A 21,088-nucleotide genomic window follows, 5' to 3' on the forward strand; every position below is an offset into this window, starting at 1 on the left:
CGATCAATCGGACAGGCGCGAGCCGGCGCGCGACGCCTTCGCGCGTTCGGCGCGTTCGAGCTCGGCGCGCACCATGCGCGCGATCTCGGCCGCATCGGCGCCGGGCGGCGGTGCGATGTTGATGGTGACGGGGCCGGCCGCGGGCGCGGCGCTGGCGGCAGCGGCGGCCGGCGCCGTGAGCGGCGCGCGGTAGTCGAGCGACATGTTGTAGCGCTCGAGCGGGGCGGCCGCGGCGATCGCCGGGCTTGCGGCGAACGCGGGCGGGCCGACCAGCGCGGCGGTGGTCGTGAGCGCGGCGGCGGTGCGGGCCATGCTTGGCGGGGCGCCGGTGGCGGAAGGCGCCGGATCGCGCGTACCGAGTTTCTCCTTCATCCAGCCGCCAGCACCGCCGAACGCGTCAGGGTTTTTCCACAGGTACGTTCCTGCTCCGGCGACGACCGTTCCCACACCGAGGGCCGCGGCTGTCCACGGATTCCCGAGCACGACGGGAGCGAGTCTCGACAGTGCGAGCGGGATGAATCGCGACAGCGTGGTGCCCACGGATTCAAGCGCGCCGGCGCCCATCGACGCGATGCGGGGCACGATGGTCGATTCGAGCGCGGTGCCCATGCTGTTCGCAAGGGCTCCCGCAACCGGGAGCAGGCCCTTGAGCCCCACATAGGCCGCGGCGACGATGCCGGCGGCCGTGCCGTGCTCCTGCAAGAGACCGACGACTTTTTCGGTCGCGGTGGCGGTGTAATCCAGCGCGGTGTTGTACGTGGGCGTGATCTTCTCGCCGATTTCGCGCTTCAGGTCACGTAGTCGCGCCTGCGCGGCGAGTTCGCGCCCCTGCGTCGTCTGCAACGCCATCGACTGGGTGGCATCGATGCCGGGGGCGGCGATACTGTTCCGTTCGGCAGTGTGAATCTGTTCGCGTTGATCGAATATCGTCGTCAGAAACTTTCCCGCGTCCTGATTGGGGAAGGCCCTGGCAATCACCGCTTTCACGTCGTCGGGACGCGTGATCCCTCTCGCGGTGAGCTTCGGCAGCAACACTTTTTCGAGCCAATCGACGGGAGAACTCTTCAGCAGGTCACTGCCCAGCAGGGCGTTTCCTTTGCCGGCCTGCTTCGGATCGATCAGCCCGAGCGCTTTCATTTGCCGTACCGTGCCGCTGCTCAGCTTGCCTTGCAGGACACTGTCGTACAGCGAAGCGAGCCCCTTGCCGGCGTCCTTACCACCGAGCGTCTGAATGACCGGCTCCATCTGGAAGTAGAAGGCGTTCTTGCGCAGTTGCTTCGCCGCGTTGCCGCCCGCTTCGGCGAAGTCGTTCCACTCGTCGCCGCTGACCTTGCTGTCGGTTCCAGTCTGCATCTTCTGGATTGCATCCACTTCATCAAGGAAGGCCGCTTCGCTTTTCATGCCGTCGCGCAGGTTGATCACCTTCAGCATGTTTCTCAGCTTCTCGTCGTTCGCTTTAGCGTCTTCCTCGCTGTACAGCGCCGCGTTCGAGAAGCTGATCTTCGACAAGGTCGGCAGTGCGACTTTCGCGAGTTGCTCGTCGTGCAACTCCTTCTTTACCTCATACATGAGATCCAGGTTGTCGGTGGTCGATCGGCCTCGCACGTTCAGCGTGCGTGCATATTGCACCGTATCGGTCGATGCGCCCGCGATGCGGAGCCGCAGGGCCGCGCTCTCGGCATGCTTTGCTTCGTCGACCGGCCCGCGTGCTGCCTCGAGCACCTTCGTGCCGGCGTTTTTCAGCGCCTGGCCGCGCGCAACCAGTTTGGGCGCGGCGTTGCGCACCGCGTCGATGCGCTTGCGCCGCTGCGCATCGAACCCGCTCACGCCGGCGTTCATCATCGAGGTGCGGGACGCGATGTCCGCGCGCAGCTTGCGCTCGTCACGGGACAGGTTGCGCGTGTCGATACCCGCGCCGGTCAGCTGGGTGCGCAGTTTCGCGACGCGTGCGGCCTGCTGGTCATACGTAGTCGCGAGGCTCGACACGGCGCGCTTCGCGTTGTCGAAGTCCCTGATCATCTGGCGCGACGGCGGCCCGAACCCGCGCAGCGAAACGCCCATCGCGGCAACCCGCCCGCGCGCCGCATCGAGCTCCGATTCGGTCTTCGCGAGCCCCCCGCGCATCTCGCGAAACTCGCCGATGCGCTTCTGCGTCGTCCCGAGTTCAGCCAGCTCGCGGCGCGTGTCCTTCAGCGCTGCGGCGAGCCCTCGGTTGCCGGTCAGCATCATTTGCAGGGGCTTCGTCATGTTGTCGACCATGTCGAACATGACGCGCAGTTTCGTGGTGTTGTCCATCGTCGATCGTTTCGCTCATTGGGCGCCGGCGCGTACTCGTGCGCGTTCGCGCCAGTCCATCAGCTCGGCCAAGCTGAAGGCATCCATCACGGGCGGCGTCCAGCCGAACACCGTCGCGATGTCTGCCATCGGGTCTTCTACGCGGTCTGGGAGGCCAGTCGGGATTTCACGGCCTTCGGCATCAAAAAACCGGCGAAGATGCCTCCCAGCTGCACGAGGTCGGCGGGGTCGATGCCGGCGACGTCGGCTTCGGTCAGCATCGGCGTGCTGATGCGCGGCAGCACTTTCGACAGCGCGACGACGTCGAGGCTGACGAGGTCGGACAGCGATACGCCACGCAGTTCGCCCGATTTCGGCTTGCGCAGCGTGATCGACGTGATCGTCTGGTTGCCGCGCACGAGCGGCGTGTCGAGCGTGTGGGTGGCCGGATCGTCCTGGTCGGGCGCGGCGATCGCGGTGACGGTGGGCGCATCGGCCTGCGAGTCGTTCGCGGCCAGGTCGGGTTGCATCGGATTCATGGTGGTCCTGTCGGTGATCAATCGGGGGGAAGTGCGCAGGGCAGGCCCGGCCGGCGTAACCGGCCGGGCAGCGGATTACAGGCCGATCGCGTTGCGCAGCGCGGCGAACAGGTCGTTGCCGTTGACCTTCTCGATCATGTTGACGAAGTCGATCTCGATCACGTCCTGGCCGTTCACGGACAGCTTGTAGTAGCTGGCGACGGTCGTGACCTTGAACGCGGTGTCTTCCTTCGACTTCGCGGTGCCCGGGTCGATTTCGCTGTGGCGGCCGCGGATGACGATCTCGATCGCGTCGACGTTGGTCGAATCCTCGGACTGGTAGCCGCCGGCGAAGCGCAGCAGCACGCCGTCGTGCTTCGTGATCGCGTATTGCCCGAGCACGGAGCGCATGAAGCCGCCGCAGGTCCATTCGAGCTGGATCCCTTCCTGCCCGAAGTCGACCTTGATCGGGCCGCTCATGCCGCCGCCCTGGTAGTCCTCCATCTTGCGCGTGAGCTTCGGCAGCGTGACTTCGACAACCTGGCCGACGAAGTTCTCGCCGTTCTGGAACAGGTTGAATCCCTTGAGTTTGCGAGGCATACCCATCGTGTTTGACTCCTGGTGAGGCCGGTCGTTACGCGCTGACGCGCGCGGCGAAATCGGCGAGGTAACGGTCGGTGATGCGCTGGCGCAGCATCAGGTTTTCGAGCGGCGGCACCGGCGTGTATTCGTAGTCGAGATACGCCTTGCCGGACTTCAGCACGTCGGTCGTGTTCGGCTCCGGGTCGTACCACGCCGAGCCGCCGATCAGGTAGCCCTGCGAGATCCATTCGCGGAACTTGGCGTTGATCGTTTCGATGATGTCGCGCGGCAGCGACGGGTTGAGCGGGCCGTCGATGATGGCCATCTGCGCTTCGGCGATCGAATCGGCGATGACCTGCGCGGTGCGCGTGTAGTTCTCGAACGCGAACAGCGGATCGTCCGAGCACGTGCGCGAACCCCAGAAGCGGAAGCCGTTGCGGTTCACGAGCGTCGTCACGTCCTGCTCGTTGAGGAAGCCCGCGTCCGTCGCCGGATCCTGCAGGTCCCACGACACGTCGGCGCTGATGCCGGTGACACCGTTCACGCCGACGTTCGACAGCGTCTTGTGCCAGCCGGTGTCGTTGTCGATCTTCGCGCGCAGGCCGGCTGCATACGCGGTGGCCGGCACGACGACGGTCTTGTTGGTCGTGTCGTCCCACGCGAGGAAGTCCGGCCAGACGACCATCAGTTCGCGCTGGCTGAACTGCTTGCGATAGGCGACGGCCTCTTCTTTCGTCTTGCAGCCGTTGGCCGACACGTACGCGAATGCGCGCAGCGACTGCGCGATCGACGCGAGCGCCGCGGCGACGGGTTGCGTGTCGAGGCCCGGCGTCGCGAGGATGCGCGGCTTTACGCCGAAGCGCGCTTGCGCGCCGAGCAGCGCCTTCATGCCGGTGTACTTGCCGTCGGCCGTGACGGTGCCGATCACGTTGGTCGCCGTCTCGGCGGCGTCCTTGCCTTCGGCGACGCGCACGACGATCGTGACGGGCTTGGTCTGCCGGCCGATCGCATCGAGCGTGCGGCGCAGCGTGCCCTTGGTGCCGGCCTTGCCGAGCGCGGCAACGACGTTGGTCAGCAGGACGGGCGTGTCGAGCGGGAAGGCGGTGGCGTCGGCGTCGGACGCGGTGCAGACGATGCCGACGACGGCCGTCGACACGGTGCGGATCGGGCGCGAGCCCTCGTTGATTTCGATGACGCGTACGCCGTGGTGATAATCCTGCGGCATGGTGTGTGGCTCCTGTGTGTGCAGATCAGATGAAAGAGAACGGGAGAAATCCCGTGCGGATCAGGCCGCGGGGTCCGCGACCGGAGCTGCAGGTGCGCTTGGCTCTTCGGGCTGGGGTTGGGGATCCGGTTCCGGCTGCGGCTCTGGCTCCGGCTGCCGAGGCGGAGGCGGTACGTACGGCGCCGGCGTAGTCGGCCACGTCACCGAATCGGGGAACGTGTCGGACTGGACGACCGAAACGAGTGCCATCTGGTAGGCCGACCAGGCCTTGAAGTAGTAGATGCCTTCGTCGTCGAGCAGGCCCGCTGCATAGGCGTCGGCCTTGCCGGCGTTGGCCTTGCGGGCGGCTTCCAGCCGGCGCTCGAACTCGGCCATCGCGGCGTCGTGTTTTTCGCGCTCGAGCAGCGCGGCCGGGATCGCCCACGCGCCGTTGATCCACGCGTGGCGCGGCGACGGTCGCGGTTCGGTCGTCAGGCCGAGTTCGTCGGGCGTCTTGCCGGCGGTCGCGATTTCGACGGCTTCGCCTGTATCGGTGCGATAGCAGAGGCGGCCGCGGAAGTCGGGCAACAGCGTCCATGCGCCGTCGCGGTAGAACGGCCAGGTCGTCGGCGTGCGCGCCGGCGGCGCGTCGAACGTCGCCCATGACGGCACGAGCCAGCGTTCGGGGTTGCGCGGATCGGCGTCGGGCTGGCCGCTGCTCAGGTATTCGCCGGTCTGCGAGCTGTAATGGTGAATCAACATAGGTTGGAGTCCGAGAGTTAGTAAGCGCGGATCATCGCGAGCAGCGCGATATTGCGCGGCCGTGTTTCGTTCCCGCCGTCCGCGTTGACGGTGATGGCGTGGCTGTGATTGCCGGCGCCGCCGATGCCGACGTTGTGGCCGTGAGTGCCGGCGCCTTCGGTGTTGAATTCGTGGCTGTGACCGCCGGCCGGACTCGTCATCCCCCACACGTTGTCGCTATCGGTGCTTGATGAGCCGGGGTTGTTGGCTGCGCCCCATGTCCCCCATGGCGGGCGATAGCTCGGGTTCTCGCCCCACGGCGATACGTGCTGGTGATCGCCTACGCCAGCGGTCCAGCCGTGGTGACCGTGCCAGCCCTGCGCATCGGTCCACGCAGAGTGCGCGTGGTCACCGACTGCGGCCGCGCTCGCGCCGTGCGCGTGCGATCGGTTCTGGTCGCCTTGATACGAACCGATGGCGCGTTTCGCGTCGATGTCGTCGCGACCGTCAGCCCAGCACCGGATGAATTCGCCGCGCAACTCCGGCAGGCGGAACGTCGTCGAGCCGTCGCCGTGCGAGAAACAACCCCATCGCTCGTTGCGCCATTCATCGTCCGAGACGAGTGTGCCGCTGGCCTGCGCATAGGCCCAAAGCGCGGGGTAGTCGGCACGATTGACGAGCACGCCGTTCGCTTTCAGAAAACCTGCGCGCGGCAGCGTGCGCGGCTCGAATACGATCTGGCCGACCGTCGCCGTTGAGAGGGCCGCCAGCACCCATTCGGTCGTGGCCAGCGCGGTCGATCGGTCACCTGCTGCGGGCGTCGGCCCTTTCGCGGGTGTCTGGAAGGTGGTTCCGCCAGGCGTGAACGAAATCTGCGGAACTGAGTTGCAGGTGACGCCGAACGAGCCGTCGTTGATGTGGTACAGGCCGGTGTCCGGCGCACCGTCGTTGTTGAACGTGAGCGATGGCGACCCGGCACTGCCTTCCGAGAGAAAAATGCGTTTGCCGGGATCGAACCACATATCCGCGGCCATCGTTCCGCCCTTCAAGCGGTCGAGTGGCGTTACGTTTCCCTCGTGCCATACAACCCGATCATTAATCTTGAGCGTACGTTCAGCGAAATGATATTGAAACGATCCGGCACTTGGTGAATACCATCCTGCCCGCCCGGTATTCGCAAAGAAATAGCCGTCGTTTTGGCCGAGCAGTAGCTTTCCTTCGCCATTGAGGCGGTTGACGGAAATGCTGTCGATGACCTGCAAGCGTGCGGTGTTGTCGTCGGCCGTTCCCATCAAGACGCGGCCTTCTGGCGTGATGATGAATCGACCCGCGCCAGCGGTTTCGTCGCCGATCACCAGCTTGCCATCGGGCGCGACGTACAGGCTGAACTTCCGGCCAGTCGCGCCGGTCGTGTTCTCGAAAATGATCCCGGCAGAAAACCCGGCTTTCCCTTTGACTGTGACACCGGCTGAGGTCGGATTGTCGAGCGTGATGCAGTCGGCCGTAACCGCCCCTTTGGCTCGAATGGCGGTGCGTCCGTCGTCTGCAACGTCGCCGACGAGCATGCGCTTCTGAATCGAGAAAACTTGCGAACCGCGATCGACACGAAACGCAGGGAATTGCGTTATGCCGTCGTCCGCGAACGCGTTCAGTCCGAAGTCGTTGCCGCCGTTGCCCCCGGTCGCCGCGCCGTCTCGCTTGAACATCGACCAGCGGATCTTGCCGCCGTCGGTGAAGTACAGTGTCGAGAAGTTGCCGGCGCCGCCGTCGATCGATGCAGCCTTCGAATAGCTCGTACCCTCGGCAACGGTATCGCCGCCGACACGCAGGCGCGAATTTCCGTCGTCGTTGCGCACATCGCCTACCAGCACGCGGCCGCCGTACGTGATGCGCACGGCACGCGCCTGGTACGCGTCGATCTCGGCGTCGTTGGCGGTCTTGTTGAGCCACAGATCGACGTACTCGCGTCCCCACGCCCCATTGTCGAAGCCCGCCCGTACCGTCGCGATCAGGCGCGTCCCGGTATCGGCGTTGTTGCCGCCGAACGTGCCGTGCAGGCGTACCCGGCTTTCCCGGCCGTTCTTGCCGGTCGGCGGACGAACCGTGACGTGTGCGGTATTCGGGCCGGCATCAAATTCGGTGACGACTGGGCCGGTGAACTTCGCGCCGGTCAGTGCCGCGTATCGCGACGCGGCGGTTTTCGGCGTCACGGCGCGCGTATCGTCCGCCCCGTCGTTTACTTCCGCCTGCGTCGCCAGCTCGACCACGCCCTGCCGCTCCGTGGTCGCCGGGGGGTTAAGGAACGATGCGTCGCCGAACACGAGCTGGGTCGCGTCGATCGTCGCGAACTGCAGGTCGGTCGACAGCAGCAACAGCGCGGCTGGCGACTTCTCCATGATCGGTGTCGCCTGGCCATAGGCCGCCAGCAGTACGCCATTCTCGAGGTAGAGGCCGAACCCGTACAGCGAGTACTGGTCCGCGGTGTCGTCTTTCAGCGTCGCGTGAATCGTGTCCGGCGCGATGTTGGCGCCGCCGAACGTCGTGATGCGCTTGAGCTCGTTCGGCAGCTTCGTGAGGCCCTTGTCGGCGACGAAGGGCGCATTCGCGAGACCGATTGTCGTGACCAGGTGGCCGCTGGTGCCGCCGTTGCCGGGGGCGACGAGCGCTGCGCGGCCGGCGTCGGTGATGAGGATCTGGGTTGCCATGTGCGATCAGTTGTCGGTGAGGTTCAGACGGCGGTAGACCGCCACGCGCGCGGCGGCGCCGATTCGTTGCCGGCCTCGCATCGCGAAGCCCTGCGTGAACGAGTAGTGCGCCCGGACGGGCTTGGTGCGGTCGATTTCCGCGAGGATGTCGGCGACGTAATTGGCGGTCGGCGGTTCTCCCTCCTGGCCGCTGACCGTCATCACGATGTCGAAGGTGCCAGGCCGGCCCGGCGGGCGCTGCTCGAACCATTCACGCAGGACGATGTTTCCGCCGAAGGCCGCGACGACTTCGCGCACCGCGGCGGCGGTGCCCTTGCGGCGGGCGATCGGGATCGCCTGGCCGACCCTGGCGCGCTTCACGTACTCGGGCCAGTAGTCCTTCCATGCATCGACGCCGAGGTGCCACGCGAGCCAGGGCAGCAGGTCGGAGCGGATCGCGTCCGGATTCATCAGCGTCGCGAGCGGCGTCGGCACGTCGTCGATGCGCGCGTTGGTCGCGGCGAGCCGGCGTTCGAGCCGCGTCGCGTTCGGCGGGAGGACGTCATTCATTGCTGTACACCCCGCCGTCGATCAGCTCGATCCCCGTGCAGTACGGCGCCTGCTGCTTCGTCGCCGGCAGGCCGGCGAGCGGGCTCTCGAGGATCACCTTCTGCACCCCGGCCGCGCGGGCGGCCGCGTAGATCCCGTCGAGCGTGACTTCCATCCCGAGGCGGTGCATGGATTCGGTGTATTTCTTCATCGCGCGGTTGGCTTCCGCGAGCGCCACCGCGCGATCCGGGCCGGCAAAGAACACGAGCCGCGCGCGCACCTGGTAGCGCAGGATTTCCGCGCCGCGCACCGTGACCTTGTCGGTGAGCGGCCGCACGTCGTCGGCCTGCAGCGCGGCCGCCACCGCGGCGATCAGCGCCGGGTCCGCCGTACCGTCGCCATCGCGCGCCAGCACCGAGACGAGGACTTCGCACGGAGCCGGGCTGACTGCCGACGCATCGAGCACGCGGCCGTCCGCGTTGCGTGCATGCGAAACGTACGCGCCTTCGGGGCCGGCGACGGACAGGCTCTGCGGCGCGAGCTGCGTGCGGGCACGCAGGTCGGTATCGCTTTCCATGACCGCCGCGAGGTTGTGCTCCGGATCGGCGGGCGTGATCGTCAGGCGCCGGATACCGAACAGCGCCGCGAGGTGATCGAGGTCCGTGCCGACCGCGTAGGCGAGCATCACGGCGCGCGCGGCGTCGTTCACGCGCTGCCGCAGCACGATCTCGCGGTACGCGTTTTCCTGCAGCAGCTTCACGACCGGCTCCGATTCGAGCGCGAGCGTCGCGGCGATCTCGGCCTGTTCGTCCGCCGGGTAGAGCGACACGAACCGTGCCTTGCGCGCGGCAAGCAGGGTTTCGTAGTCGATCGTTTCGACGACGTCGGGTGACGGCAGCTGCGAGAGGTCGATCGGCGTCACGCTCATGCCGGGCTCCCGGTCGTCATCGGTACGCGGGTCGACACGGCCGTGCCGGTCTCGCCGGTCCAGCCTTCGATGTCGAGATAGACCGACCCGGCCGCCGCATTCGCGTCGTCCGCGGCGAGCACGACGCGGGTGAGCGTCAGGCGCGGCTCCCAGCGCATGAGCGCCGTCGCGACGGCCGCGTACAGCCGGGTGCGCACGGTGCCGTTGCCGGGCGCGTCGATCAGGTCGGGCAGCTCGGAGCCGAACGTGCGGCGTTTCACGCACGACGCGAGCGGCGTCGTCACGATCCTGCCGATCGACTGGTAGAAGTGGTCCAGGCCCGAGATCGAGCGGCCGGTGTTCGCGTTCATGCCTTTCATTGCGGTGCGCTCACGAGTTGTCCATCGCCCTGTTCGCGATGCGTGTGATGCGGGAGGCTGATGCCCTGGGATTTCACTTCGCGGGTGAAGGTGGCCGCGCCGTCGATCTGCATCGTGGCGCCGCCGGCGCCGCCGGTGCCGGTCATGCCGGATTCGAATGCGAACGGGCCCTTGACCGTCATCGCGCCGGTGCAGGTCGTCTGCGGCGCATCGAACGTGATGCGCTCGGCCTTCACGGTCGCGTCGCGGGTCTGCACGACGACCGATCCCGGCGCGACGACGCGCACGGTCGCGCCGGCGGGCAGCTCGGCCGTGAGCGCATGCGCGGCGTGGTCGTACGTGACGCTCGCGCCGTCGGGGTAGACACGTGCGTGGGTGTCCGGGCTCGACGCCGGCGCCGGTGCGGCATTCGAATAGACGCCGCGCAGCGCGACGCCCTGCGCCGGATCGCCCATCGGGCAGAGCAGCACGACCTGTTCGCCCGGCGTCGGCGGCAGCCAGTCGCGCGTGCCGCCGGCCGTGCCGGCGACCCACGGAATCCAGTTGGTCTGCAGGCCGTTGCCGTCGGAGTCGGCGTCGCCGACCGAGACGCGGCACAACGCGGCTGCATGGTCGACCGCGAGGATCGTTCCCTTGCGCACCGCGTTGCGTGCCTGCCGTTGAATTTCATTTGCGTCCATGCAGCCATGGTGACGGCCACGCGGCCGGGGCGCGAGCGATCGCCTGTGTCGTCGCAACGAGGACAGCGCGCACCGGATGCCGGCGCGACGGTGCGCGTCGAGAATCGCAAGACCGGTCGACGTGAGGATGGCGTCGTGCGCCTGGGCGATGGGGTCGAGGGACTGGAAGGCGTGAGCGGATCGACGCCGGAAGGGAGGGCGGCAGGGTGGTGGTGCGACGGGTTGCGTGGCGGTGAAACGCAGATGGGTGTCGTGCGGCGGGGAGCCGGGATGGCGGCGCATGAAGGTGTTGCCACGGGGATGCCGTCGACGCGGCGCGCATCGCCGATGCCGGCTGATTCGACGGCAAGGCGCAAGCCGGCGATTGGCGTTGCGATCGCGACCTGCAGATCCGCCGCGCGAGAAGAGGCAGGTGAAACGAGGCAGGTGAAACGAGGCAGGCGAAACGAGGCAGGCGAAACGAGGCAGGCGAAACGAGGCAGGCGAAACGAGATGGCCGGCTGCGACACGCAGCCGTTGCAGGGGCGAATGAACGCGGCGGAAAACCGCGCGCTCGCGGCGCACGGCGTTCGTTCGACCGCATGCGGCGCCGATGCCGTATGCGGGAAGGCGGGCCGGCGCCCGCCGGGCCTACCTGATCTGCGGCAGCGCGACCCAGGTCAGCGTGTCGGCCGGATCGACCTGCGTGTCGTCGACGTGGGTGATCACGTGCCGGCCGTCCGGCCCGGTTGCGACGTTGACGCTTTCCGTCAGCGCCAGCCGGATTGACAGGTCGACTGCCGCCTGGTCGCGAACGCCGACCTCGAAGGTGATGCCGCCCGCGCGCGCGGCAGGGTTTGTCACGAGATCCGGCTGGTTCTTGCGGACCCATTCGACGAGTGCGACGAACACGGGATCCGTGTCGCCGGAGAAATTCGTCGCGAGCACGTGGGCCGTGTACCGGTATTCGAACGACGGCGTCAGCGTGCCGGTCGTCGCGATCGACCCTTGCTCGACGAGGACGGTCAGCGCGCCCGGTTCGGTCCCGAACGACGGGATCGCGGCGACGAGCGCCCGTCGCAGGTTGTCTGGCTTAATCATGCGGATGCGCTCCGTGGCCGGTTGCGGGCGTGCCGGCCTGGCACGCCGCGATCATGTCGACTTGCGCCGCGCAGGTTGCCCAGGCCGCCTTCGCGAGCGTGAGCGCGGCATCGAGCTCACCGTTGGTGCGGGGCGCGAGCATCGGCAGCGTGCAGGGGCTCACCACCTGGCACGTATTCGACGTAAGCGTCGGCGCCGGTGAGAGCGGGATTGGCTTGCAGGCGGACAACGTCGTCAGGCAGACGAGTGCCAGCCCAGGCGCGAAGCGCGGCGTTTTCATCGGTCAATCTCCGGTTTTCAAGTCGAGTGGCGTCGAGCTTCGACGCGATCGCGGCCTGCGAGCGGTCGAGCCGGGCCTGCTGTCGTGCGCGCTCGGCACTGTCCTGCCGCATGCGCGAGATGACGTCGTCGCGTCCGGCAAGCGCCTGTCGTGCATCGACGAGTTGCTGCCGTGCGGCGCCGAGGTCGGTGCGCAGTGCATGCATGTACTGCGCCGCAGCGGCGCACGCGGCAAGCGCGGCGACGCAGGCGGCGAATTTCGCGGCGAGCCCGTTCATGCGGCGGACGTGGCGCCGGCTGATGCGGATCCGCTCGGCGTTGGCGCGGCCGGTTGCGACGCATAGCGGTCATAGGCGCGTGCGAGCTTCACGTCGTAGAGGTTCGCCGCATAGTCGGCGCCGTTGTACGCGCGTGCGAATGCGGCCCACTGGCGGTCGCCGAGCGCGCGGCGCAGCGTGTTGTCGGCCGCGATGTAGCGGACGAATGCGTCGAGGTGCTGGGCTTCGCCGCTTTCCATGCACGCGACGAATTCGTCGATGCCGGCATAGCCGAGGCGTTCCCAGTGATAGCCCATGACCTGGAACGCGCCCCAGCTCGCGGATTCCCATGCGGCGCCGGCATCGATCGACTCGGCCGTCGCGAGGCGCGTGTATTCCGCGGCGCCGCCGCGATAGCCGCCGCGTGTGCGCGACACGATGTCCGGCTGCCGCGCCGCGAACGGTGCGGGATCGATGCCGCGTGCCTGCAGCCGCTTCCAGAACACGTGGCGTTCGAACAGGATCACGGGCCGGCCGTCGGGCAGGAAACCGGCGCCGCGCGACTCGACTTCGTTGACCGCGCGAATGCACGCGAGCGGAACGTCGAGCGTGCGTGCGGCGCGTTCGAGATCGGCGAGCGCGAGGTGTGTCGGGTCGCGCCGGCCGGTGGCCAGCGCGGCGCAGGTCTTCGGGCCGGCGATGCCGTCGTCGACGAGGCCGGTGCTCCGTTGCAGCGCGATCACGGCGGCTTCGGTCGCCGCGTCATAGAGGTGCGTGACCTGCACCGGATAGCCGGCGCGGATCAGCCGGCGTTGCAGCAGGCCGACGTCGTCGCCGTGGTCGCCGAGGCGGCGGGTCTTCATGATTCATTCCCTCCTGAGCAGGCGGGCGACGTTGCCGCGCGTGCCGCAGACGGACATCGCCAGCAGGACGGCGGTAGCCGCCTCGAAGAAGCCGACCGAGCCGGCATGCAGCAGCAATTCGATCGATGCGCCGCCGGCGACCGCCACGACGATCCAGGCGAACCAGGACGCGCGATGCCGGTGCCGGGCGCCGTTGCGCCGGTAGGTGAGCACGCGCACCAGCACGGCGACGTGGGCGCAGAGCGCGATCAGCATGAGCGGGAGCGGCATGTCATCCCCCCTTGCGGAACAGCGCGAGCAGGTCCAGCGTCTTGACCCGTTCGATGAGTTGCAGCGTGACGGCGATGACGAGCGCGGCCGCGAAGAACGCGGCGACGCCCGTCGAATGGATCGGGGTGGCCCCGACGATTTCCGGTGCGGCGAGATAGCCCATCACGAGCGAGATCAGCAGGTAGGCGGCGCGCCGTGCGACGCCGATCTCCTTCGAGGTGACGACCACGAGCGCGGCGCCCGTGAACGCGCCGATCAGCGCGTTGCCGTCGATGCCGGGCGCGAGCCCGGCGACGCCGATCGCGGCGGACAGCATCGCGGCGGTGGTGAGGTTCGGTTCGGCCATGCAGGCGATTCCAGGGTCAGTCAAACAGTTGCAGCAACGGCCGTGCGCGCGTGGCGGTGTCGAGCGGCGGCAGATAGACGGGCGTGTCTGCCGGCAGCACGACACCGAGGCTGGCGAGCCCGGTGTTGGCTTCGAGCACGGTTTCGACGGTGCCGTCCGTGCGGCCGTAATGGCGCCAGCACAGCGCGTCGACGGTGTCGCCCTGCAAGGTGCGCACGATCATGGCCGGCGCTCCGGATGCGGGAACGCGCCGCAGTCGCCGGCCGGCGCGTGGTGGAGGCGTGTCGAGGTCGTGCTGCTTGCCATGGCGAAGTCCCGGGCGGTGAGGCAGTGAAGTTGGTTCCCATGGTCGAGCTTCGCCGGGCGGCGTTCAACGACATGCATGCGTGGCCTGCGTGGAGACGCAGCGCGGCGCGTGTCGCGCTGCGCATCGGGCCTTACGCTGTCCGTGGTGGTGCCTGGTGGGCGCTCGATGGGCACGTCATGGGCGGGCGCGGCGTGAGCCGTGCAGCCGGATTGCAGCTGGCGCGAGCCGGGGCAGCCTTGATTGACCTTGTGCAGCCTTGGTTTTGCGCTGTGCAACGCGTGCCGGGCCTTGCCGGGCAAGGGCGGGGCGAACGTAGGTAAAACTCCGAAGGCAGGGGTTGCTGGTTCGATCCCAGCCGGAGCGGCCCCTGCCGCGTGGCGGCGCGGACCGGACGTGCCGGTGCCGTCGCCGTTGTGCGAGAATCGCCCGCAACGACAACTCCAAGCGACGATCGCGGCGGCCGTCCGCGCATCGCGCCGACTCCCGATGGCTGCCATTCCGTCTACCTCGATCGCAGTCGATGCCCGCGCGCTGACCGATGCGCAGCAGGCGCTGCTCGCGCGCCTGCACGCCTATTCCCCCGACGATCCGAATGCGCGGCTGCCGTACAGCCGGCGCCTGGCCGATGCCGAAGGCTGGTCGCATGCGCATGCGCTGGCGGTGATCGACGAATACAAGCGCTTCGCGTTTCTCGCGCAGGCGGCCGGACACCCGGTCACGCCATCGGTCGCGGTCGATGCCGCATGGCATTTCCATCTGCAATACACGCTCGAATACTGGGACGTTTTCTGCGCCGGCGTGCTGCGTGCGCGGCTGCATCACATGCCCGGCACGGGCGCGCCGGATGAAGCTGCCGTGTACGCGCAGCGCTATCGCGAGACCCTGGACAGCTATCGCCGGTGGTTCGGCTGCGAGCCGCCCGAGTCGATCTGGCCGCCGCCGCCCGGACTGCGCGACGCAACCGGATCGCCGCCGCCGGAACCGTTGGCCGTGAACGGGGTAACGCGCGCGGCGTCGCCGGCCACCCCGCCTGCCGGCAGGACCTGGCGCGACCGGCTGCCGAAACTCGCATGGCCGGCCGCCGCCGCGAGCGTCGCCGCGACCTGCGCGTCGGCGCAGGACTTCAACGTGCTGAACTACGCGGGGCCGCAGTTTCTCGCGTTCTACGTACCGGCGTGCGTGGTCGCGTTGTTGCTGATCGTCGCGCTGCAGGCGATCGAGTTCCGCCGCCGCCGCTGGGGGGCGCACACGCGCAAGGCGTCGGACGACCTGAGCACCGACGAAGTGGCCTATCTCACCGGCGGTGAGGCACGGGTCGCACAAGTCGTGACGATGTCGCTCGCGCATGCGGGCGCGGTCGACCTGTGGACGGTTCCGGGACAGGGCGGCTACGTGCAGATCGCCGATCCGGATCGTGCGGGCCGGCATGACGACCACTGCGCGTGGCTCAAGGAACAGCCTTCCGGCACCGTGCGCTACGACGTGTTTCACGAGCGGCTCGCCGGGTATGCGCAGGAAGTCGTCGACGGGATGCGCGCGCAGGGCTGGCTCTGGGCGCCCGGCGAGATGCGCGCGTCGCGCACGGCGGCACGTGCAATCGTGCTGCTCGTGCTGGGCACCGGTGCCGCGAAACTCGCGGTTGGCCTGAGCCGCGGGCGGCCCGTGCTGCTGCTCGCCGTCTGCATGGTGGTGTTCGCGGTCGCGTACCGGATCGTCGCGCGGCGGCTGACCGGCTTCGGGCGGGGCGGCGCGACGGCTGCCGCGCGGGCCGCGCTGCTCGCGCGCCGGATCTCGCACGAGCAGCGGGCCGGGCGAAACCCGCAACCCACGCCCGATACGCAGGCACCGCAACATGCCCAGGCTCGCGAACGCGGCGATCCGGACCCGTTGCTGTGGACTGCCGCGCTGTTCGGCACGGCCGCGCTGGCCGGCACCGCATGGTCGGTGTATTCGCAAACCGTGCAGACCGCGTCGCGGATATCGACGCTCGCCGCCGCCAAAGCGGGCATCGGCGGTTCGATCGATGCGTCGGACAGCAGTTGCTCGTCGTCGAACTGCAGTTCGTCAAGTTCGTGCAGCTCCAGCTCGTGCAGTTCGAGCAGTTGCGGCGGGTGTTCGTCGAGTAATTGAGCGCGGGGGTGTGGCGCAGCGACGCGAGGGCGGGCGCGCACCGTTGGTGGCGACTGCAGCAGCGCGCCGTCAGGGCATTGCCCATGTCCGAGTATCTCGATGAAACGTCGGGCGTGAATACTCGAGCGCCGCATGTTTCGCGCGCCAGTCATCGACCCTGACGGCATTTCCACGTCGACGCCAAACGCACTCGGGCCGCAGACGCGGGACCGTACCAGTCCTCATCGCCGGAACAGAAGCCAGAACGCCGTTCTTCTCCGGGGTCGGTCGCCGTCGACGGCTTTCTATACTGCACCGTCCATGCTCGCGGCCGATGTGCCGCGACGTTTTCCACCGCCGTATCGAGCGGCCGGGCATCGAGCCGCCGCACCGGCACACTTGCGACCGCGAATGAACGTTACGACCTCCGACGATTGTATTGGCGTGCTGCCTGACCATGCGTGGTCGAAGCATTTCATCGTGCTCGGCTACCGGGATGGCGCCTTTTCGGCGATTCCGAACAATTTTTTCCGCAACTGGGTCGATGAAGAAGCGCCGGTCGGTACGTTTCATATCGGCCGGTGTTCGTCGATCGGGGTGGGCTCGATCGCCAAGTACGACGTGGGCCATCAGAAGCTCGTGATCGGCAAGTACGTGGCCGGCGGCCTGCGCCTGCGATTCCTGTTGAACGGCCAGCACGAGATGCGCACGATTTCGACGAGCATGTTCAGCATCTATGGTAACGGCCTCGACAATGTGTCGATGCCGCAATACCCGGATACCGTGATCCACAACGACATCTGGATCGGCGACGAAGCCATGTTTCTTGGCGGCAGCCAGATCGAGAGCGGATGCGTGATTGGCGCGCGTACCGTCATTCCGCCCAATTTCCGTACCGAGGCGTATGGCATCTATGCGGGTTCGCCGGCCCGTCTGGTGCGCTTCCGCTTCACGGAGAAAGTGCGCGAACGGCTGCTGCAACTCGCGTGGTGGGACATGCCGTTCGACTGGATCAAGCAGAACAACGCAGCATTTCTGGCCGACCTCACCGCCGACGAAGGACTGGCGCTCGACATGCTCGCGGCGCTCCAGGAAGCCAAGGATCGTGCCGTCAGCCAGTCCGGCCAACCGGCTGCCGTATCGACGACGGTCTGACCGTCCGTTCGCGCCGCGCCGCATGACATGACACCTGCTCTCGACGCATCCGCGCTGGTTCAACACGCCGCGACGCTGTGCCAGGACGGACAGTTCGCCGATGCACTGGCGCGCGTCGCACCGCTGCTCGACCGGCCGGCGCCGGCCGTCGCGGCGCTGCACGTCGCGGCCGTCTGCGCGCTCGGCCTGAACCGTCTGGCCGACGCGGAAGCGTGGTGGCGGCGCGCGATCGACGCGATGCCGGCGTTCGAGCCGCCGTACGACGGCCTCGGCGCGCTGCTCGTGTCGCAAGGGCGCCTGCCCGACGCCGAGGCGCTCCTGCGCCGGCAGCTCGCGTCCATCGCGCCGTTGCGGGCGTCGCACCATCACCGGTTCGGCAAGGTGCTCGAAGCGCTCGGCCGGTTCGACGAAGCCGAACAGGCGCTCGGGCAGGCGCTGCTGATCGAGCCGCAGTCGGCCGACGTGCTGACCGATCTCGGCAACCTGCTGCGCGTGCTCGGCCGGCAGGCCGAGGCGGAACTGGCCTACCGGCTCGCGATTGCCGTGCGCGCCGACGCCGTGCTCGCGCACGCCAATCTCGGCGCGATCCTCGTCGACATGCAGCGGCTGCCGGAAGCGGAAGCCGCCAGCCGCCAGGCGCTCGCGCTGTGCCCGGATCACCCGGAGGCGCACTACAACCTCGGCGTCGCGCTGCAGAATCTCGATCGCCTGCCGGAAGCGGAAGCGGCCTACCGCGATGCGATCCGCTGCCGCCCCGGCCAGCCGCAGCCGCACAACAATCTCGGCTGCGTGCTGCGCGCGCAAGGCCGCCACGACGAAGCGATGGCCGCGTTCGCCGAGGCGCTGTCGCTCGCGCCGGACATGGCCGAAGTGCACTACAACCTCGGCACGACGTTCGCGCATGCCGGCCGCCACGACGAAGCCGAACACGCGTACCGCCGCGCGCTCGAACTGCGCGCGGACTATGGCGACGCGCGTTTCGGTCTGGCGACGCTGCTGCTCGGCCTGGGCCGCTTCGACGAAGGCTGGCGGCGTTACGAATCGCGCTACGAGCAATCGGCTTTCGTGCACCGCCGGACCCGCGAGGTGTTGCCGTGCGCGCAGTGGCAAGGCGAGCCGCTCGCTGGCAAGACGCTGCTCGTCTGGCAGGAGGACGGCCTCGGCGACATGCTGCAGTTCAGCCGCTATTTCGCGGAATTCAGGGCGCGGCACGCGGCGCGCGTGGTGTTCGCGTGCCAGCCCGCGCTGCATCGGCTGATGGAGTCGGTCGACGGCGTCGACGCCGTGCTCGATCACGAGACGGCGATCGCGCAGGCGGCGCAGTTCGATTACTGGACGAGCCTGTTGAGCGCGCCGATGCATGCGGGTACGACGCTCGAGACGATCCCGCCGCCGGTGCGGCTCGTGCCCGATCCGGCCCGCGTCGCGCGCTGGCGCGCGCGCCTCGATGCGTTGCCGGCCGGCCCGCGTGTCGGCCTCGTGTGGAAGGGCAACCCGAAGCATCACAACGATGCGCACCGCTCGCTGCCGTCGCTCGCGTTGCTGACACCGCTATGGAGTGTGCCGGGCGTGAATTTCGTGAGCCTGCAGAAGGGGCAGGGCGAGGATGAGGCGCGTCAGCCGCCGGGTGGCCTGCCGTTGCTGCACCTCGGCTCGGAGATCGACGATTTCGCGGATACGGCCGCGATCGTCGCGCAACTCGATCTCGTGGTGTGCGTCGACACGTCGACCGCGCATCTCGCCGCATCGCTCGGCAAGCCTTGCTGGGTGTTGCTGCCGAATCAGGATGTGGACTGGCGCTGGATGCACGACCGCGACGATTCGCCGTGGTATCCGGGCACCGTGCGGTTGTTCCGCAGAGGGCGCGACGACAACTGGATCCAGCTGGCGGAGCGCTTGCGCGGAGCGTTCGCCGCGCATTTCGCTGTCAGTCGCATGACGATGGGTGACGCGGTGCGTGCCGTCTGAAGTGGCGGCGCGTGCCGCACGCGCATGGCGATACGTCATACTCCGGGAAATGCGGCAATGGCAACGCCGCTTCTGCTTTTCAGATCAACCGAGGCTCGCGTGGAAAACATCGTCATCGTCGGCTCGTCCGGTCACGCCAAGGTCGTGATCGACATCGTCGAACAGGCTGGTCGGTACCGGATCGCTGGGCTGATCGATTCGTTCCGGCCCCGTGGCGAGGAGACGCTCGGCTACACGGTGCTGGGTGCGGAGCGCGACCTGCCGCATCTGATCGACGCGCACGGGATTGCCGGGCTGCTGGTTGCGATCGGCGACAACCACGCGCGCGAGAAAGTGACGGCCGAGCTCGCGGCCCTCGTGCCCGGCTTGCCGTGCGTGTCGGCGGTGCATCCGGCCGCGTGCGTCGGCAAAGCGTCGACGATCGGCGCGGGCACGGTCGTGATGGCCGGCGCGGTGATCAATCCGTGCTGCACGATCGGCGGCGGATGCATCGTCAACACGAACGCATCGCTCGACCACGACGGGGTGATGGAAGATTTCTCGAGCCTCGCGCCGGGCGTCGTCACCGGCGGCAACTGCCGGATCGGCCACGGCGCGGCGATCGGTCTCGGTGCGATGCTGCGGCACCGGATCGCGGTGGGCGAGCACAGCGTCGTCGGTGCGGGCTCGGTCGTATTGCACGACGTCGAGCCGTACACGGTCGCGTACGGCAATCCGGCCCGCCGGGTCCGCGCGCGCGCGGCCGGCGAGCGTTACCTGTAGACGGCGCGCGTCAGCGCGCGATCAGCTCGACGATACGGCGGACCATGTCGTCGGTGAGCGCCGGGTAGATCGGCAGGCACAGCACCTTGCGTGAGGCCTCGGAGGCGACAGGCAGGTTGTCGCGATTGGCGGACGGCAGCCCGCGATACATCGGGAATTCCGAAATCAGCGGATGGAAGTAGCGGCGCGCATACACGTCGTAGCTGCGCAGCTTCTGGTACAGCGCATCGCGGTCGATCGGATAGTCTTCGTCGACGAGGATCGCGAAATACGCGTGGTTCGCGACGGTCTGGTCGCCGAGCGGCACGCAGCGGATGCCGCGCACGTCGCTCAGCAGCGAGCGGTACAGCGTGTCGATTTCGCGGCGGCGCGCGAGTGCGCCGTCGATGTGCTGCAACTGCAGCATCCCGAAGGCGGCGTTGATCTCGCTCATCTTGCCGTTGATGCCGGGTGCGACGACCGTGACTTCGTCGACGAAACCGAAGTTCTTCAGGTGGTCGATCCGTTGCTTGGTCTTGGCGTCGGGGCAGATGATCGCGCCGCCTTCGAACGTGTTGAACACCTTCGTCGCGTGGAAGCTCAGCACCGACAGGTCGCCGTGGGTGAGCACGCTGCCGCCGGCGTTCTGCACGCCGAACGCATGCGCGGCGTCATAGATCACGCGCAGGTTGTAGTTGTCGGCGATCTTCTGGATGGCCTCGACGTCGCACGGATTGCCGTAGCAGTGCACGGGCATGATCGCGGTGGTCTGCGGCGTGATCGCCGCCTCGATACGCGCCGGGTCCAGGTTGAGCGTGCCGGGCGTGACGTCGACGAATACCGGCTTGATGCCGTTCCACAGCAGCGAATGCGCGGTGGCGACGAACGAGTACGGCGTCGTGATCACTTCGCCGTTGATGCGCAGCGCCTGCAGCGCGGTGACGAGCGCGAGGGTGCCGTTCGCGAACAGCGACAGGTGCGGCACGCCGAGATACTCGCACAGCGCGCGCTCGAACTGCTGGTGGAACGGGCCGCCGTTGGTCAGCGTGCGGCTCTCCCAGATCTTCTCGAGGTACGGCAGGAATTCGTCGAGCGGCGGCAGGTGCGGCTGCGTGACGTAGATGCGTTCGTGCGGCAGTTGCGCGACGGACGACGCGGGCAGGCTGGCGGTCATGATGGTTTCTCTCGATCTTG

23 protein-coding genes are annotated in these 21,088 nt (G+C 68.0%); 4 read left to right on the forward strand and 19 right to left on the reverse strand.

Annotation, left to right across the window (positions count from 1 at the left end; all coding sequences use genetic code 11):
* Positions 1 to 3 precede the first annotated feature (3 nt).
* The 18 genes from LGN17_RS25965 to LGN17_RS26050 form a co-directional block, all read right to left on the reverse strand.
* Entirely contained in the window at positions 4 to 2,061 is a 2,058-nt protein-coding gene (locus LGN17_RS25965; protein WP_226199281.1) for a hypothetical protein, read from the reverse strand.
* A 249-nt stretch (positions 2,062 to 2,310) separates the two neighbouring features.
* Positions 2,311 to 2,424: a GpE family phage tail protein gene (locus LGN17_RS25970; RefSeq protein WP_006484104.1), complete on the reverse strand. Its 114-nt coding sequence runs from the start codon at positions 2,422 to 2,424 to the stop codon at positions 2,311 to 2,313.
* Between the two features lie 8 nt (positions 2,425 to 2,432).
* Positions 2,433 to 2,813 (reverse strand): phage tail assembly protein, encoded by a 381-nt coding sequence (locus LGN17_RS25975; protein WP_413227052.1) that lies wholly within the window; start codon positions 2,811 to 2,813, stop codon positions 2,433 to 2,435.
* A 75-nt stretch (positions 2,814 to 2,888) separates the two neighbouring features.
* Entirely contained in the window at positions 2,889 to 3,398 is a 510-nt protein-coding gene (locus LGN17_RS25980; RefSeq protein WP_048251463.1) for a phage major tail tube protein, read from the reverse strand.
* A gap of 28 nt (positions 3,399 to 3,426) precedes the next feature.
* Positions 3,427 to 4,599: a phage tail sheath protein gene (locus LGN17_RS25985; protein WP_174916733.1), complete on the reverse strand. Its 1,173-nt coding sequence runs from the start codon at positions 4,597 to 4,599 to the stop codon at positions 3,427 to 3,429.
* A gap of 60 nt (positions 4,600 to 4,659) precedes the next feature.
* Positions 4,660 to 5,340, reverse strand: a complete 681-nt coding sequence (locus LGN17_RS25990) for a tail fiber assembly protein (RefSeq protein WP_226199283.1) — start codon at positions 5,338 to 5,340, stop codon at positions 4,660 to 4,662.
* 17 nt (positions 5,341 to 5,357) lie between these two features.
* A complete protein-coding gene (locus LGN17_RS25995) occupies positions 5,358 to 8,024 on the reverse strand; it encodes a phage tail protein (protein ID WP_226199285.1) in 2,667 nt (888 codons plus the stop codon).
* A gap of 6 nt (positions 8,025 to 8,030) precedes the next feature.
* The gene (locus tag LGN17_RS26000; protein ID WP_226199301.1) at positions 8,031 to 8,573 is read right to left on the reverse strand and encodes a phage tail protein I; all 543 of its coding nucleotides are present in this window, start codon (positions 8,571 to 8,573) and stop codon (positions 8,031 to 8,033) included.
* A complete protein-coding gene (locus LGN17_RS26005; protein ID WP_226199306.1) occupies positions 8,566 to 9,480 on the reverse strand; it encodes a baseplate J/gp47 family protein in 915 nt (304 codons plus the stop codon). The genes LGN17_RS26000 and LGN17_RS26005 overlap by 8 nt, the downstream gene beginning before the upstream one ends.
* Positions 9,477 to 9,839: a GPW/gp25 family protein gene (locus tag LGN17_RS26010; protein ID WP_226199311.1), complete on the reverse strand. Its 363-nt coding sequence runs from the start codon at positions 9,837 to 9,839 to the stop codon at positions 9,477 to 9,479. Before LGN17_RS26010 ends, LGN17_RS26005 begins: the two co-directional genes overlap by 4 nt.
* The gene (locus LGN17_RS26015) at positions 9,836 to 10,519 is read right to left on the reverse strand and encodes a phage baseplate assembly protein V (RefSeq protein WP_226199313.1); all 684 of its coding nucleotides are present in this window, start codon (positions 10,517 to 10,519) and stop codon (positions 9,836 to 9,838) included. Before LGN17_RS26015 ends, LGN17_RS26010 begins: the two co-directional genes overlap by 4 nt.
* Before the next feature lie 630 nt (positions 10,520 to 11,149).
* Positions 11,150 to 11,599: a phage tail protein gene (locus LGN17_RS26020; RefSeq protein WP_226199315.1), complete on the reverse strand. Its 450-nt coding sequence runs from the start codon at positions 11,597 to 11,599 to the stop codon at positions 11,150 to 11,152.
* Positions 11,592 to 11,828: an Rz1-like lysis system protein LysC gene (gene lysC / locus LGN17_RS26025; protein WP_226199319.1), complete on the reverse strand. Its 237-nt coding sequence runs from the start codon at positions 11,826 to 11,828 to the stop codon at positions 11,592 to 11,594. The genes LGN17_RS26020 and lysC overlap by 8 nt, the downstream gene beginning before the upstream one ends.
* Positions 11,716 to 12,156: an Rz-like lysis system protein LysB gene (lysB, locus tag LGN17_RS26030; protein WP_226199321.1), complete on the reverse strand. Its 441-nt coding sequence runs from the start codon at positions 12,154 to 12,156 to the stop codon at positions 11,716 to 11,718. Before lysB ends, lysC begins: the two co-directional genes overlap by 113 nt.
* Complete coding sequence (locus LGN17_RS26035) at positions 12,153 to 12,998, reverse strand: N-acetylmuramidase domain-containing protein (protein ID WP_226199323.1); 846 nt, start codon at positions 12,996 to 12,998, stop codon at positions 12,153 to 12,155. The genes lysB and LGN17_RS26035 overlap by 4 nt, the downstream gene beginning before the upstream one ends.
* 3 nt (positions 12,999 to 13,001) lie before the next feature.
* The gene (locus LGN17_RS26040; protein ID WP_107311242.1) at positions 13,002 to 13,268 is read right to left on the reverse strand and encodes a phage holin family protein; all 267 of its coding nucleotides are present in this window, start codon (positions 13,266 to 13,268) and stop codon (positions 13,002 to 13,004) included.
* Between the two features lies 1 nt (position 13,269).
* Positions 13,270 to 13,614 carry a putative holin gene (locus tag LGN17_RS26045; RefSeq protein WP_069246837.1) on the reverse strand — a complete coding sequence of 115 codons (345 nt, stop codon included), beginning with the start codon at positions 13,612 to 13,614 and terminating at the stop codon, positions 13,270 to 13,272.
* A gap of 16 nt (positions 13,615 to 13,630) precedes the next feature.
* The gene (locus LGN17_RS26050; protein WP_107311243.1) at positions 13,631 to 13,837 is read right to left on the reverse strand and encodes a tail protein X; all 207 of its coding nucleotides are present in this window, start codon (positions 13,835 to 13,837) and stop codon (positions 13,631 to 13,633) included.
* A gap of 570 nt (positions 13,838 to 14,407) precedes the next feature.
* Between LGN17_RS26050 and LGN17_RS26055 the strand changes: the two genes are divergently transcribed.
* The 4 genes from LGN17_RS26055 to LGN17_RS26070 all read left to right on the forward strand — a co-directional run bounded on the left by LGN17_RS26055 (position 14,408) and on the right by LGN17_RS26070 (position 19,915).
* On the forward strand, positions 14,408 to 16,051 hold the full coding sequence (locus tag LGN17_RS26055) for a TIGR04222 domain-containing membrane protein (RefSeq protein WP_226199325.1): 1,644 nt from the start codon (positions 14,408 to 14,410) through the stop codon (positions 16,049 to 16,051).
* A 390-nt stretch (positions 16,052 to 16,441) separates the two neighbouring features.
* The gene (locus tag LGN17_RS26060) at positions 16,442 to 17,185 is read left to right on the forward strand and encodes an acetyltransferase (RefSeq protein WP_226199532.1); all 744 of its coding nucleotides are present in this window, start codon (positions 16,442 to 16,444) and stop codon (positions 17,183 to 17,185) included.
* A gap of 27 nt (positions 17,186 to 17,212) precedes the next feature.
* On the forward strand, positions 17,213 to 19,153 hold the full coding sequence (locus LGN17_RS26065) for a tetratricopeptide repeat protein (protein ID WP_226199328.1): 1,941 nt from the start codon (positions 17,213 to 17,215) through the stop codon (positions 19,151 to 19,153).
* A gap of 99 nt (positions 19,154 to 19,252) precedes the next feature.
* Positions 19,253 to 19,915 carry an acetyltransferase gene (locus LGN17_RS26070; RefSeq protein ID WP_226199330.1) on the forward strand — a complete coding sequence of 221 codons (663 nt, stop codon included), beginning with the start codon at positions 19,253 to 19,255 and terminating at the stop codon, positions 19,913 to 19,915.
* A 10-nt stretch (positions 19,916 to 19,925) separates the two neighbouring features.
* On the opposite strand, the gene vioA is transcribed toward LGN17_RS26070, so the two are convergent.
* Positions 19,926 to 21,068, reverse strand: a complete 1,143-nt coding sequence (gene vioA, locus LGN17_RS26075) for a dTDP-4-amino-4,6-dideoxy-D-glucose aminotransferase VioA (protein WP_226199332.1) — start codon at positions 21,066 to 21,068, stop codon at positions 19,926 to 19,928.
* Positions 21,069 to 21,088: the final 20 nt, after the last annotated feature.

It is taken from the genome of Burkholderia sp. AU30280, assembly GCF_020420125.1.
GTDB lineage: Bacteria > Pseudomonadota > Gammaproteobacteria > Burkholderiales > Burkholderiaceae > Burkholderia.

What these genes read in the sequence shown, in the direction of transcription:
- LGN17_RS26065 (WP_226199328.1), top strand. Translation starts at nt 17,213, where the DNA reads ATGACACCTGCTCTCGACGCATCCGCGCTGGTTCAACACGCCGCGACG.
- lysB (WP_226199321.1), bottom strand. Translation starts at nt 12,156, where the DNA reads ATGAACGGGCTCGCCGCGAAATTCGCCGCCTGCGTCGCCGCGCTTGCC.
- LGN17_RS25985 (WP_174916733.1), bottom strand. Translation starts at nt 4,599, where the DNA reads ATGCCGCAGGATTATCACCACGGCGTACGCGTCATCGAAATCAACGAG.
- LGN17_RS26000 (WP_226199301.1), bottom strand. Translation starts at nt 8,573, where the DNA reads ATGAATGACGTCCTCCCGCCGAACGCGACGCGGCTCGAACGCCGGCTC.
- LGN17_RS26040 (WP_107311242.1), bottom strand. Translation starts at nt 13,268, where the DNA reads ATGCCGCTCCCGCTCATGCTGATCGCGCTCTGCGCCCACGTCGCCGTG.
- LGN17_RS26010 (WP_226199311.1), bottom strand. Translation starts at nt 9,839, where the DNA reads ATGAAAGGCATGAACGCGAACACCGGCCGCTCGATCTCGGGCCTGGAC.
- LGN17_RS26035 (WP_226199323.1), bottom strand. Translation starts at nt 12,998, where the DNA reads ATGAAGACCCGCCGCCTCGGCGACCACGGCGACGACGTCGGCCTGCTG.
- LGN17_RS26055 (WP_226199325.1), top strand. Translation starts at nt 14,408, where the DNA reads ATGGCTGCCATTCCGTCTACCTCGATCGCAGTCGATGCCCGCGCGCTG.
- LGN17_RS25995 (WP_226199285.1), bottom strand. Translation starts at nt 8,024, where the DNA reads ATGGCAACCCAGATCCTCATCACCGACGCCGGCCGCGCAGCGCTCGTC.
- LGN17_RS26045 (WP_069246837.1), bottom strand. Translation starts at nt 13,614, where the DNA reads ATGGCCGAACCGAACCTCACCACCGCCGCGATGCTGTCCGCCGCGATC.
- LGN17_RS26020 (WP_226199315.1), bottom strand. Translation starts at nt 11,599, where the DNA reads ATGATTAAGCCAGACAACCTGCGACGGGCGCTCGTCGCCGCGATCCCG.
- LGN17_RS25990 (WP_226199283.1), bottom strand. Translation starts at nt 5,340, where the DNA reads ATGTTGATTCACCATTACAGCTCGCAGACCGGCGAATACCTGAGCAGC.
- LGN17_RS25970 (WP_006484104.1), bottom strand. Translation starts at nt 2,424, where the DNA reads ATGGCAGACATCGCGACGGTGTTCGGCTGGACGCCGCCCGTGATGGAT.
- LGN17_RS25965 (WP_226199281.1), bottom strand. Translation starts at nt 2,061, where the DNA reads ATGGGCGTTTCGCTGCGCGGGTTCGGGCCGCCGTCGCGCCAGATGATC.
- LGN17_RS26060 (WP_226199532.1), top strand. Translation starts at nt 16,442, where the DNA reads ATGAACGTTACGACCTCCGACGATTGTATTGGCGTGCTGCCTGACCAT.
- LGN17_RS25975 (WP_413227052.1), bottom strand. Translation starts at nt 2,813, where the DNA reads ATGAATCCGATGCAACCCGACCTGGCCGCGAACGACTCGCAGGCCGAT.
- LGN17_RS26050 (WP_107311243.1), bottom strand. Translation starts at nt 13,837, where the DNA reads ATGATCGTGCGCACCTTGCAGGGCGACACCGTCGACGCGCTGTGCTGG.
- LGN17_RS25980 (WP_048251463.1), bottom strand. Translation starts at nt 3,398, where the DNA reads ATGGGTATGCCTCGCAAACTCAAGGGATTCAACCTGTTCCAGAACGGC.
- LGN17_RS26015 (WP_226199313.1), bottom strand. Translation starts at nt 10,519, where the DNA reads ATGGACGCAAATGAAATTCAACGGCAGGCACGCAACGCGGTGCGCAAG.
- LGN17_RS26005 (WP_226199306.1), bottom strand. Translation starts at nt 9,480, where the DNA reads ATGAGCGTGACGCCGATCGACCTCTCGCAGCTGCCGTCACCCGACGTC.
- vioA (WP_226199332.1), bottom strand. Translation starts at nt 21,068, where the DNA reads ATGACCGCCAGCCTGCCCGCGTCGTCCGTCGCGCAACTGCCGCACGAA.